The organism is Micromonospora sp. NBC_00821 (genome assembly GCF_036347035.1).
In the GTDB taxonomy this organism is placed as follows: Bacteria; Actinomycetota; Actinomycetes; order Mycobacteriales; family Micromonosporaceae; genus Micromonospora; species Micromonospora hortensis.
In genome coordinates this window covers 6328096-6339551 of record NZ_CP108880.1, presented here as the reverse complement: position 1 = coordinate 6339551, position 11456 = coordinate 6328096, and the positions used below count along the sequence as shown (strand labels likewise).

12 protein-coding genes are annotated in these 11456 nt (G+C 71.2%); 7 read left to right on the top strand and 5 right to left on the bottom strand.

Going from position 1 to position 11456, the window contains the following annotated elements:
• The first annotated feature begins 32 nt into the window (after positions 1–32).
• From OHB44_RS29060 to OHB44_RS29050, 3 genes are all read left to right on the top strand, one after another.
• On the top strand, positions 33–1082 hold the full coding sequence (locus OHB44_RS29060) for a fatty acid desaturase family protein (RefSeq protein ID WP_238687403.1): 1050 nt from the start codon (positions 33–35) through the stop codon (positions 1080–1082).
• A gap of 122 nt (positions 1083–1204) precedes the next feature.
• Positions 1205–1498 carry a 4a-hydroxytetrahydrobiopterin dehydratase gene (locus OHB44_RS29055; protein ID WP_238687402.1) on the top strand — a complete coding sequence of 98 codons (294 nt, stop codon included), beginning with the start codon at positions 1205–1207 and terminating at the stop codon, positions 1496–1498.
• Complete coding sequence (locus tag OHB44_RS29050) at positions 1495–2649, top strand: FHA domain-containing protein (RefSeq protein WP_238687401.1); 1155 nt, start codon at positions 1495–1497, stop codon at positions 2647–2649. The genes OHB44_RS29055 and OHB44_RS29050 overlap by 4 nt, the downstream gene beginning before the upstream one ends.
• Before the next feature lie 53 nt (positions 2650–2702).
• Here OHB44_RS29050 and rocD read toward each other — a convergent pair whose 3' ends face one another.
• From rocD to OHB44_RS29035, 3 genes are all read right to left on the bottom strand, one after another.
• On the bottom strand, positions 2703–3917 hold the full coding sequence (gene rocD, locus OHB44_RS29045) for an ornithine--oxo-acid transaminase (RefSeq protein ID WP_238687478.1): 1215 nt from the start codon (positions 3915–3917) through the stop codon (positions 2703–2705).
• Positions 3917–4732, bottom strand: a complete 816-nt coding sequence (gene ddaH, locus OHB44_RS29040) for a dimethylargininase (RefSeq protein ID WP_181518433.1) — start codon at positions 4730–4732, stop codon at positions 3917–3919. Before ddaH ends, rocD begins: the two co-directional genes overlap by 1 nt.
• A gap of 668 nt (positions 4733–5400) precedes the next feature.
• The gene (locus OHB44_RS29035; RefSeq protein ID WP_266304520.1) at positions 5401–6303 is read right to left on the bottom strand and encodes a thrombospondin; all 903 of its coding nucleotides are present in this window, start codon (positions 6301–6303) and stop codon (positions 5401–5403) included.
• A 157-nt stretch (positions 6304–6460) separates the two neighbouring features.
• Between OHB44_RS29035 and OHB44_RS29030 the strand changes: the two genes are divergently transcribed.
• Positions 6461–7270: an Fpg/Nei family DNA glycosylase gene (locus OHB44_RS29030; RefSeq protein ID WP_330438897.1), complete on the top strand. Its 810-nt coding sequence runs from the start codon at positions 6461–6463 to the stop codon at positions 7268–7270.
• A gap of 153 nt (positions 7271–7423) precedes the next feature.
• On the opposite strand, the gene OHB44_RS29025 is transcribed toward OHB44_RS29030, so the two are convergent.
• Positions 7424–8305, bottom strand: a complete 882-nt coding sequence (locus OHB44_RS29025) for an aminoglycoside phosphotransferase family protein (protein WP_266304522.1) — start codon at positions 8303–8305, stop codon at positions 7424–7426.
• 99 nt (positions 8306–8404) lie between these two features.
• Here OHB44_RS29025 and OHB44_RS29020 point away from each other — a divergent pair, with 99 nt between their 5' ends.
• Together OHB44_RS29020 and OHB44_RS29015 are read left to right on the top strand one after the other, a co-directional pair.
• Entirely contained in the window at positions 8405–9256 is an 852-nt protein-coding gene (locus tag OHB44_RS29020) for an LLM class flavin-dependent oxidoreductase (protein WP_330438896.1), read from the top strand.
• A complete protein-coding gene (locus OHB44_RS29015; RefSeq protein ID WP_330438895.1) occupies positions 9253–9678 on the top strand; it encodes a nucleoside deaminase in 426 nt (141 codons plus the stop codon). The genes OHB44_RS29020 and OHB44_RS29015 overlap by 4 nt, the downstream gene beginning before the upstream one ends.
• Positions 9679–9780: 102 nt before the next feature.
• On the opposite strand, the gene OHB44_RS29010 is transcribed toward OHB44_RS29015, so the two are convergent.
• Positions 9781–10611 carry an arylamine N-acetyltransferase family protein gene (locus tag OHB44_RS29010; RefSeq protein ID WP_330438894.1) on the bottom strand — a complete coding sequence of 277 codons (831 nt, stop codon included), beginning with the start codon at positions 10609–10611 and terminating at the stop codon, positions 9781–9783.
• Between the two features lie 95 nt (positions 10612–10706).
• On the opposite strand from OHB44_RS29010, the gene OHB44_RS29005 reads away from it, so the two are divergent.
• On the top strand, positions 10707–11348 hold the full coding sequence (locus tag OHB44_RS29005; RefSeq protein ID WP_330438893.1) for a TetR/AcrR family transcriptional regulator: 642 nt from the start codon (positions 10707–10709) through the stop codon (positions 11346–11348).
• The last annotated feature ends 108 nt before the right edge of the window (positions 11349–11456 follow it).

Below are 11456 nucleotides of genomic sequence, written 5' to 3'. Positions count from 1 at the left end.
CCGGTACGGGCGCAAGCGGAACGGGAGCAGCGATGGCGCTCGGAGCGGTGGCGGAACCGCCGGTACGACGGCGAGGCAGTGACTACGCACAGTTGTCCCGACGGATCAGCCAGGCGGGCCTGCTGGATCGGCGCCCCGGCTGGTATGTCACCCGCATCGTGCTCACCCTCGGTGCCTTCGTGGCCGGCTGGGTGGCCGTGTTCCTGCTCGGCGACTCCTGGTGGCAGCTCCCGCTCGCGGCCCTGATGGCAGTGGCCACCACCCAGGTCGCGTTCCTCGGTCACGACGCGGGGCACCGTCAGATGTTCCGTCGGCGTGGCCCCAGCGAGTTGGTCGGGCTGCTCGCCGGCAACGTGGCGGTGGGGATCAGCTACGGCTGGTGGGTCGACAAGCACAACCGGCACCACGCCAACCCGAACCACGAAGACGAGGACCCGGACGTCGGCGCGGGGGCCCTGGTGTGGACGCCCGAGCAGGCGTTGGAGACCCGGGGGTTCGGCCGTTGGATGGCGCAGCGGCAGGCGTACTTCTTCTTCCCGATGCTGCTGCTCGAGGGCCTGAGCCTGCACGTGGCGAGCATCCGGGCGATCGTCGGGCGGGAGGACGGCAAGTACGCCGTTCCGATGCGGCACCGGGCGGTCGAGGCGGCGTTGCTCGTCGCGCACACCGCCGCCTACGTGGCGCTGCTGTTGGCGGTCATGTCCCCGGTCAAGGCGCTGCTCTTCGCCGTCGTGCACCAGGCGCTGTGGGGCCTCTACATGGGCTGCGCGTTCGCGCCGAACCACAAGGGCATGCCGATGCCGACCGCCGAGGATGAGCTGGACTTCCTGCGTAAGCAGGTGCTGACCTCCCGCAACGTGCGCGGCAGCCGACTGGTGGACACCACGCTCGGCGGCCTCAACTACCAGATCGAGCACCACCTCTTCCCGAACATGCCCCGCGCCAACCTGCGCCGGGCCCAGCCGATCGTTCGCGCCTACTGTGTCGAGCAGGGCATCCCGTACGCGGAGACCGGGCTGGTCGAGTCGTACCGGCAGGCTCTCGGCCACCTGCACGAGGTGGGTCGGCCGCTGCGCGGCTGAACACACCAGGGGGAAGGTGGGGGCGGTGCCAAACGGCACCGCCCCCACCTGCGCGTATCGGGCCGATCGACATCCCGCTACCGCTGGTCGATGCCGGCCGGCGTCCCCGGTAGGGTCGGCGCATGGTAGACCTGCTCACCGCGGACGCGGTGCGAGAAGAGCTGAGCCGGTTGCCCGACTGGTCGGGTGACCCGACCGGCATCGGCCGTACCGTCCAGCTCGGCAGTTTCCCGGCGGCCATCGCCGTGGTGGACCGGGTGGCGAACCTGGCCGAGGAGCTCGACCACCATCCCGACATCGACATCCGATGGCGGACCCTGACCTTCCGCTGTGTCACGCACTCGGCCGGTGGGGTCACCCACCGGGACATCGAGTTGGCCGGGCGGATCGACGACATCGTCCGGAGCGCGGCATGAGATTTGAGATCAGCAAGGTGTTGGACGCCATCGAGGGTCGCGTCTGCACCGACCCGTCACTGGCCCGAGCCGTGATCGACCTGGCCGAGGTGATCCGCTACCAGGACATCGACGGTGGCCGGCCGGCCAGTCTGCTGCGCCTCGGCATGGTCATCGACGCGCTCTCCCGCGAGTTGGAGGAGGACAGCGTCCAGGTCTACGCGGTCGTGCACCGGGCGTTGCTCTCCGACGCCGACCTCACCTCGAACGAGCGGATGGTCGTCCGCCGCTGGGCCGACGACGGGCTCGTCGAGGTGCTCGACAACCCGGGTGACCGGATGTTGGAGGTCGCCGACCTGCTCGGTCTGCCGGTGCTCAGCCGGGTCCGCTTCGACGGGTTGCGCGGTCGGTTCCCGTGGCTGGTCGAACAGCCCGGTCGGGTGGTCGCGCCGGTGCCGGGCGCCGGCGGGCCGGTGTTCATCGCGCACGTCGGTGGTGGGCACTCGCCGGTGGCCGGGAAGCGGTCGCCGACCGGCGTCAAGCTGCTGGCCCGCCAGTGGCGCTGCCCGGAGTCGGGCTGCGCGCTGTTCGGCGGCGGTGGTGGGGGTGGCGCGTTCGCCGACCTGGCCGGGGGTGCCGACCGCAGCCCCGCAGCGCAGCCGCCGCCCGCGCTGCGCAACGGCGTGCCGACCTGCCCCCGCCATGGCGTACGGCTCGGTGACGCCGGCCCGCGTCCGCGTACCGAGGTGCTCGCGGTGCGCGTCGGCGGCCTGGTCCGACGGCGGTTCGTGCTCAGCGAGGAACAGCCGATCGTGGCCGGTCGGGCTCCCGAGCAGGACGGCGGGATCATGCTCGGGCAGTGGCTCAACGACGAGGCCCGGCGCTGGATCAGCCGTGGTCACGTCCGCTTCGAGCTGCGGGTCGGCGAGGTCATCGTGACCGACGTCAGCACCAACGGCTCCGGCATCCGCCCGGCCGGTTCGATGACCGAGTCCGACCGGATCCCGCTGGCGCCGCAGCAGTCCCGGGTGCTGGGTGAGAACGACATGGTGGAGCTGTACCCGGGGGTGCAGATCGGTCGGGCAGAGGAGTTGCCCACCGGTGCCCCGTTCACGCCCACCTCGGTGATGGCCGAGGCCCCGACGATGGCCATGCGCCTGCCCCGCCCCTGACGCGAAAGGCGGGCGTCGGGGTTCCGACGCCCGCCTTTCACCACGTTCCCGGGTCAGCCAGCCAGCACCTCGGCCAGCCGGGTCACCGCCAGGTCGATCTCCTCCTCGGTGATCACCAGCGGTGGGGCGAGCCGGATGGTGGAGCCGTGGGTGTCCTTGGCGAGCACTCCGCGCGCGGCAAGCCGCTCACACGCCTCCCGACCGCTCATCAGCGCCGGGTCGATGTCCAGCCCGGCCCACAGGCCACGGACGCGTACCCCGACGAGCCCCTTGCCGAGCAGCCCTTCCAGACCGGCCCGTAGCCGCTCACCCAGCTCGGCCGAGCGGCGCTGGAACTCGCCGGTGGCCAGCAGCCGGACCACCTCGATCGCCACCGCGCAGGCGAGCGGGTTGCCGCCGAAGGTGGAGCCGTGCTGACCGGGCTTGAGCACGCCGAGGACGTCGGCGTTCGCGGCCACCGCGGACACCGGCACGATGCCGCCGCCGAGCGCCTTGCCGAGCAGGTACATGTCCGGCACGACGCCCTCGTGGTCACAGGCGAAGGTCGCGCCGGTACGCCCCAGACCCGACTGGATCTCGTCGGCGATGAACAGCACGTCGCGTTCGGTGCAGAGCTGGCGTACGCCCGGCAGGTAGCCCTCCGGCGGCACCACCACACCCTGCTCACCCTGGATCGGCTCCAGCAGCACGGCGACTGTGTTCTCGTCGATCGCGGCGGTCAGCGCGGCCAGGTCGCCGTACGGCACGACAGTGAACCCCGGGGTGTAGGGCCCGAAGTCGGCGCGGGCGTCCTCGTCGGTGGAGAAGCTCACGATGGTGGTGGTCCGCCCGTGGAAGTTGCCCTCGGCGACCACGATGTTGGCCTGTCCGGCGGGCACGCCCTTGACCTGGTAGCCCCACTTGCGGGCCACCTTGATCCCGGTCTCCACCGCCTCGGCGCCGGTGTTCATCGGCAGCACGAGGTCCTTGCCGCACAGCTCGGCCAGCTCCCGGCAGAAGTCGGCGAACTGGTCGTGGATGAACGCCCTGCTGGTCAGCGTCAGCCGGTCCAGTTGGGCGTGCGCGGCGGCGATCAACTGTGGGTGGCGGTGACCGAAGTTCAGTGCGGAGTAGCCGGCCAGGCAGTCCAGGTAGCGGCGCCCGTCCACGTCGGTGAGCCAGGCGCCCTCGGCGGACGAGATCACCACCGGCAGCGGGTGGTAGTTGTGCGCGGTCCAGCGCTCGGCGTCCCGGACCGCTCCCGGCGTACGCAGCTTGTCATCCACTATCACTTGCTTGCCTTTCCCTGACGGAGTCGCAGCGTGCAGCACTTCGGTCCGCCGCCGGCCTTACGTAGCTCGGACAGGTCGACCCCGATGGTTTCGTAGCCCCGGTCGCGCAGCTTGGCGGCCAGGTCGGTGGCCTGCGCGGGCAGCACCACGTGCCGTCCGTCGCTGACCGCGTTCAGCCCCAGCACCTCGGCGTCGGCCATTGTGGCGTGCACCGCGTCGGGGAAGAGCCGGCGCAGCACAGCCTGGCTGCCCGGGGAGAAAGCCTCCGGCAGGTACGCGACGGTCCGCTCGTCGAGCACTGTCAACGCGGTGTCCAGGTGGTAGAAGCGCGGGTCGACAAGTTGCATGGTGATCACCGGGTAGCCGAAGACCTCCTGCAACTGGGCGTGTGCGGCGTGCGCCGTGCGGAAGCCGGTGCCGGCCAGCAGGTGGTCACCGGCCAGCAGGACGTCGCCCTCGCCCTCGTTGACGTGCTTCGGGTCGTACATCTCGAAGCCGGCGGCCTCGAACCAGGCCCGGTACGCGGGCGCCTCGTCGGCGCGCTGCGGGTCGCGGAACTGTACGGCCATCGCCTTGCCGTCGATCACGGTGCCGCCGTTGGCGGCGAAGACCATGTCAGGCAGGCCGGGCACCGGAGTGATCTCCTCGACGGTGTGGCCCAGGTCAAGGTACGTCTGGCGCAGCTGCTCCCACTGCCGGACGGCCAGCGCGGCGTCGACCGGCGCGCTCGGGTCCATCCAGGGATTGATCGCGTAATCGACGGCGAAGTACGTCGGCCGGCACATCAACAGGCGCTGGCTGGTGGCGTCCATCGTCATTGTCCTGCTCCCAGGGGTCGGGCGCGCCCGGCCACCGTGGCCCACGGGCTGGCGCCGTTGCTCAACGGTATGCGGCGTCAGCGGCAGGATCCACCACCGAGAGTTGCGCAGACCGAACATTCGTTGCGTGTGGCGGGCCATGTGAAGCGATTTGTTGCGTTGGAGCGTGGATGCGTCGGGTCTCTTGCCGCAGGCGAGGCGATCGGAGTGGGGGCGGGGGCCGAGAGTCGGGGCCGGAGGACTCGTTGGCAGCCTTTGCTCTGCTGCCCTATATGCGCCGCCAGACGGGTTCCACCCTCACCGGCGAGTACCGGATCCGTCGGCCACTGTCCGGCGCCGCCGCGCCGGAAGCCCGCCGGACGCCTGCCGGACGCCCGGTGGAAGCCCGCCGGACGCCGGTGGAAGCCCCGCCGGACGCCCGGTGGCGCATATAGGTATGCAGAGCAAAGGGCGGTGTTCGTGGTTCTCCCGACCGCGGGGACGCGCGAGTTGGCTGCTCGGCGACCTGGACCGGAACCGTCGAACCCCGGACACACTTCAGGGGCGGCGAACCGCCGCCCCTGAAAGGGTGTCGCCCGGCCGGCGAACCACCGGACTGATCGGGCTGCCGGCGAACCGCCGGCTGTTCGCCGGTGCATCACCGGCGAGCGGAACAGTGCCCGCTAGAAACGATCCACAAACTGTGAGTCAAGCCACTCTCGGAAGCGCGGCACCCAGTCGCCGTCGGTGGTCGGCCAGTCGAACTGGCCGGTCATCGCGAGCACCCCGATCACGACCGCGGCCAACCCGATCAGCACGCCGAAGAGCGCGTCGGTCTTGCCGGCGACGTGCCGACGACGGGTGGCCATCAGGCCGAGGACCGCGAGCACCGCGCCGAACGCGCCGAGCCCGATTCCGTACCCGGCCAGGGTCCCGGTCAGCACGAACATCGCGCCGGCGACCGAGACGATCAGGCCGAGGGTGGCGAGCAGGCTGGCCCGCGGCTTCGGGCCACGCGTCACCGGCGGCTCGGGCGTGCTCACGCCCGGGGTCGGGTCGACCGGGCGGTCCGTGGCGACCCGGTCGGTGGTGTCGGGCCGACGGGTGGTGCTGTCGAGGTCGGCGTCCCGCTCGGCGGTGCGCGCCGTGGTCGGGGTGACGGTGGGCCGGGACTCGGTCTCCACCCCGTGGGCGGTGCGGGGCTCGGGTGCGACCGGGCTGGTCGTGCCGGTCACCGGCTCGGGTGCGACGGGGCGGGTCGTGCCGTTCACCGGCTCGGGTGCGACCGGGCGGGAGGCGGTGCCCCGGGAATCGGTCTCCGCCGGTCGCCCGGTGGCGGCTCGGGCAACCGCCGCCCGCTCGTTTGCCCGCCGCTCGGCCTCGCTGGTCTGGCCGCCGGTCGCGCCGGCGCTGCGATACGTCGTCTGCTCGGCGTCCCGGTCGGTGACCACCGGGCGGCCGACGGTGTCGTCGGACTGACCGGTCTCGGTGACCGGGGTGTCGCGGCCGTCGACGCGGCCGTCGAGGTTCTCATCCCGCGTCGGTGCCGGCTCGGACCGGCGGGACAGCGAAGGAATCCTGACCACTACACACCTCCTGATGAATGCGTGGTGGCCGACGGAAAGGGTGGCACCCACGCGGTGTCGGCCCTCAAATACCCACCTGGGCGTTTCCTGACACCAATCCTGGGTACGGTCGCCGAGAACGGCCCTGACCGGGCGGGGCTGGCTATCCTTGGCACCTGTGCCAGAGGGACACACGATCCATCGCCTGGCGGCCCGGCACGCCGAGCTGTTCGCCGGGGACAAGCTGCACGCCGCCAGCCCGCAGGGCCGCTTCGCCGAGGGTGCCACCCGGCTCTCCGGGACGGTGCTGGAGAGCACCGAGGCGTACGGCAAGCATCTGCTGCACCACTACGCAGGCGAACTGACGTTGCACGTACACCTCGGGTTGTACGGCACGTTCACCGACGGGCCGGGGGAGCCGCCGGAGCCGGTCGGGCAGGTGCGACTACGACTGGTCAGCGACCGGCACTGGCTCGACCTGCGCGGGCCGACGGCCTGCGAGCTGCTCACCCCACCCGAGGTGGCCGCGCTGCGCGACCGTCTTGGGCCGGACCCGTTGCGCGCCGACGCCGACCCGGAGCGGGCGTACGCCCGGATCGCCCGCAGCCCCACCCCTCTCGCCGCGCTGTTGCTGGACCAATCCGTGGTGGCCGGCACCGGTTTGATCTTCGTGACCGAGGCGCTCTTCCGGGCGGGGCTGCCGCCGACGATGCCGGGCCGACAGTTGACCACTACCGGCTGGGACGCGCTCTGGGCCGACCTGGTCGGGTTGATGCGGCTCGCGGTCAAGCACGGCCGGATCGACACGGTCCGCGACGCGCACCTGCCGGAGGCGATGGGGCGGCCGGCGCGGGTGGACCGGCACGGCGGCGAGGTGTACGTCTACCGCCGCCCGGGAGCGCCCTGCCACGTCTGCGGCACCGAGGTCAGTCGCGGCGAACTAGCCGGCCGCAACCTGTACTGGTGCCCCACCTGCCAAACCGCCTGACCCCGCCCCCCCCGCCCCGCACCCCCGTACCCCCGCGCCGATCTTGCAGTTTCTGTTGTCGGTATGGGGGGATATGCACCCTAGGTCGGGACAGAAAGTGCAAGATCGCGGAGGTGGGTCGGGGGCACCGCCGCGTGATCGCCGAGCCGGGCCTTAGTCGGTGTCGAGCAGCCAGCGGACCACTTCGATCTTCTCGGGGAAGACGGTGTCGTCGGCGACGCTCCAGGACAGCGTGTGGCCGATCGTCCAACCCCGGACCCGCTCCCGGTCCAGGCCCAGTTCATCGCTGAGCCGGTGCAGTCGATGCCGGACGGCGGCCGGGGAGTGGCCCAACTCCGGGCCGCGCACCATCGGCACGACCGAGAACTCCCGTTCCCCGGTCAGCGGCTTCGGGTCGATCGCCAGCCAAGGCCCTCGGGCGGCGTCGAGTGCGTCGGCGGCGAGGATGTTGCCGGCGTGCAGGTCCTGGTTGACCAGCACCTGCTCGCCCTGGCTCGACGCCAGGCCGGTTACCAGTTCGAGCGCCGCGTCCAGCAGCCGTCGCTCATACGGTCGGCCGGCCCGTTCCCAGGCCCGGGGCATCCGGTCGATCCAGCCGGCGGCCTCCTGCGCCAGCGGGGTGAACGGCGCGCCGGCCGATCGCCAGAGCCGGGGGAGCAGACCGACCACCACGTCCAGCGCTCGGTCCGGCGGTAGGTCGTGCAGGGGAGTGCCGGGCTGGCAGCGTTCGAGCAGCAGGGCACGCCGCTCGGGGTCGTGGGCGAGCAGACGGATCGCCGCGTCACCGTCCCACTGGGCCAAGGCGTCGGCCTCGTACCGGCTCTCCTCGTCGGGGTACTGGAGCTTCAGCACCGCCGCGGTGCCGTCGGGCAGGTGGACGGGGAGCGCCAGTGACGCGTACGCCTGCCGGAAGGGCGGGCCGACCCGCAGCGACCAGCGCTCGGCGCACTCGTTCAGCCACGTCGGGAGTGTGGCCAGCCAGGCGCGACCGGCCTGTGATCCGCGTACCCAGTCGAGCCCCTCGGGCAGATCCATCCGGTGCTCCTGAGTCGTGCGGCGATTCGTGCCGGCTGTCAGGTGATTCGGCCGGGCCACGGCGTTCCCACGCCGGTCCACAGTGGCTAGCGTGGACGGGTGCAGATTGGTGTGAACGTACCGAACTTCGCCCCGGGCACCGACCCCGACGTGCTGCGCCGGTGGGCGCAGACGGTGGAGGGTCTCGGCTTCGACCTGTTGATGGTCTCCGATCACATCGCGGTGACACCGGACGTGGCCGAGCAGTATCCGGCGCCGTTCTACGAGCCGTTCACCACGCTGTCCTGGCTGGCCGGGGTGACCAGCCGGGTTCGGCTGGGCACGACTGTGCTCATCGTCCCGTACCGGCACCCGCTGCTCACCGCCCGGATGGCGGCGAACCTCAACCGGCTCAGCGGCGGCCGGCTCGTCCTCGGTGTCGGCGTCGGCTGGGCCCGGCAGGAGTTCGAGGCGCTCGGCGTGCCGTTCCGGCAGCGCGGCGCGCTGACCGACGAGTACCTGCACACCATGCGCGAGGCCTGGCAGGACACCGACGACTACGACACGGCTGCGATCCCGATCTGGGTCGGTGGCAACAGCGAGGCCGGCATGCGCCGCGCGGTACTGCTCGGTGACGCGTGGCACCCGCTGCGGATCACGCCGGCACGGCTCGCCGAGGCTGTCGGACGACTGGCGGAGATCGCCGACGAGTTGGGTCGCCCGGTGCCGGCAGTGGTGCCGCGGATCGCGCTCCAGGAGACCCGAGAACCGATCACCGACCCGGACCGGCTCGCCGGTGTCGGCACCATCGATCAGATCGTCGCCGACCTGGACAAGCTTCGTTCGCTCGGCGCGGACACGGTGGTGCTGGACCCGTTCAACGGCGACCTGACCGAGATCCGTCAGCCCGAACGCGCCTGGCGGACCCTTGCGGCAGTGGCCGCACATCACGCAACCCAGGAGGACCGATGACCCCCGACGACGAGAAGTTTCTCCGCCACGCCGTGGAAATCGCCAGGCGGGCGGGGGCTTCCGGCGAACGGCCGTTCGGCTCGTTGCTGGTCGACGCGGCCGGCGTCGTCCTGATCGAGGACCACAACACTGTGGTTTCCGACGCGGACATCAGCGCCCATCCGGAGTTGAAGCTGGCCCGCTGGGCCGCTCGGGAACTCTCCCCCGAGGTGGCAGCCAGCACCACCATGTTCACCAGTTGTCAGCCCTGCGCGATGTGCGCGACGGCGATCGACCGGTCCGGCCTCGGGCGGGTGGTGTACGCGCTGTCCACCGAGCAGTTCGAGGAGGTCAAGCCGGCCACCCCGCCGCTGCCACCGGTCCGCTACGAGGGGCCGGCGCTGTTCGACGAGGCACGCCAGCCGATCGACGACTACTACTGACCGGGCCCGTCTGAGGCGGTCTGGTAGGTGAGGGCGAGACGACCCGCCACGTCCACCGTCACGACACCTGGCCGCGCCGAGGCCGAGGGCTGCCCCGGGTGCTCAGGCCGTGTTGCGGACGCGTGCGCGCCACAGGTCGTCCTGGGTGCCTGCCTTGTGCCAGAGGTGGGCGACGCCCTCCGGGCCGAGGTCGTCGAGGGGTACGAGGAAGTCAGTGGACAGCGTTCTGGCGAATTCGTCGACATCGGCGATCATGCGGGGGGTGCTGGCGGCGGCACCCAGCCGACGCAACGTCCGGGACAGCAGGACCAGGGTGTGGTCGCCGCTCGGCCGAGCGGCCATGAGCGTGGTGACGTATGCCGAGGCGGGGGAGGTGGACAGCTCCCGGGAGTGGGTGGCGAAGTCGGCGACCTCCCGTGGCTGCAGGCGTAGGTCGTAGGAGGCGATGGTTCCGCCGGGGTGGTGGTGGAAGCGCCAGGTATCCGGATCGAGCCGCTCAAGCCGGTAGGCCAGGCTTCCCTGAATGTGGGGCCCTTCCCGCATCGGCAACGGCTGGATGAATCCGTCGCCGATGCCGGCGTCGACCAGCCAGCGTCGGCCACCGAGGTCGACCAGCAGCGCGTTGTGGTTGCCCCACATCGCCTCGCCGCGGGTAGCGCGCATGACTGCGGCCTCCACCATGGTCACCTGGAAGCCGGCCAGACGCAGCAGCATGGCCAGGCCGGCGTTCTGCTCGTAGCAGTAACCGCCGCGCCGCCGCCGCACGAGCTTGTCGAAGAGCGCCTCCGCATCGAGGGCGATCGGCCGGCCGAGCTGGATGTCGAGGTTTTCGTACGGCACGGCGTATCGCCAGGCCTGATGCAATGCGAACAGCGTTTCCACGTCGGCTGCGACGCGCCCGTGGTGCCCGATTCTGTGCAACGTCTGCCTCATCGCTGCCTTTGTGTCCATCATCGACCTCCTAAGTGAGAGAACTTCCTCCGTTTAGGAAAGTGTAAGTGAGAGAATGGCATCCGTATGCTGGTCAGGTGAAGAACGAGAGCCCCAGGCTCCGGGCGGACGCCAGGCACAACCGCGAACAGATCATCGAGGCGGCCCGCGCACTCATCGCCGAACGCGGTGTCGAAGTGCCGATGGAGGAGGTGGCCCGCCGCGCCGGTGTCGGGGCCGCCACCCTCTATCGCCGGTTCCCCGACCGTGAGGCTCTGGTACGCGGGGTCGCGCTGGACGGCTTCGACCGCGTGGTCGCCATCGCTCGCGACGCCGAAGACGAGGAGCCTGACGCGTGGCATGCGCTCGCACGCTTCGTCCGCCGGGCGGCCGCCGAGCTGAGGCTGGCGACCTGGCTGTCGATCTGGTTCACCAGCACCTGGGAAGAGCTGCACGCCGAGCCCGAGGAGCAGCGGCTCCGTCAAGCCCTGCTGAAGATCCTCGACCGGCTCGTCCGCCGCGCCCAAGCCGATGGTGACCTGCGTCCCGACGTGGACGCCGGCGACCTGACCCTCATGATGGCGCTGCTGCTGAGGCCACTACCCGGCCTACGCGCGGAGCTCACCCAGCGCAGCGTGGACCGCTACCTGACCCTCATGCTCGAGGGCCTGCGTGCTGGCCCGGACGTCCAAGCCCTTCCCCCCGCCGAGATCGGCCTGGTCGACCTCGGGGGCGCCTGATGGATGCGGGGGCGCGGACCATCGCCACAGACGGGCGGCCGCCCCCGTTGCGATGTGACGCAGCAGGAATTGACAGTCGACCCGCTGCCAGAGCAGGGTTGAGCGGTG

Bases quoted from the DNA above. Each gene is read 5' to 3' on its own strand.
- OHB44_RS29060 (WP_238687403.1), top strand. From the start codon at position 33: ATGGCGCTCGGAGCGGTGGCGGAACCGCCGGTACGACGGCGAGGCAGT.
- OHB44_RS29055 (WP_238687402.1), top strand. From the start codon at position 1,205: ATGGTAGACCTGCTCACCGCGGACGCGGTGCGAGAAGAGCTGAGCCGG.
- OHB44_RS29050 (WP_238687401.1), top strand. From the start codon at position 1,495: ATGAGATTTGAGATCAGCAAGGTGTTGGACGCCATCGAGGGTCGCGTC.
- ddaH (WP_181518433.1), bottom strand. From the start codon at position 4,732: ATGGACGCCACCAGCCAGCGCCTGTTGATGTGCCGGCCGACGTACTTC.
- OHB44_RS29025 (WP_266304522.1), bottom strand. From the start codon at position 8,305: ATGGATCTGCCCGAGGGGCTCGACTGGGTACGCGGATCACAGGCCGGT.
- OHB44_RS29015 (WP_330438895.1), top strand. From the start codon at position 9,253: ATGACCCCCGACGACGAGAAGTTTCTCCGCCACGCCGTGGAAATCGCC.
- OHB44_RS29010 (WP_330438894.1), bottom strand. From the start codon at position 10,611: ATGAGGCAGACGTTGCACAGAATCGGGCACCACGGGCGCGTCGCAGCC.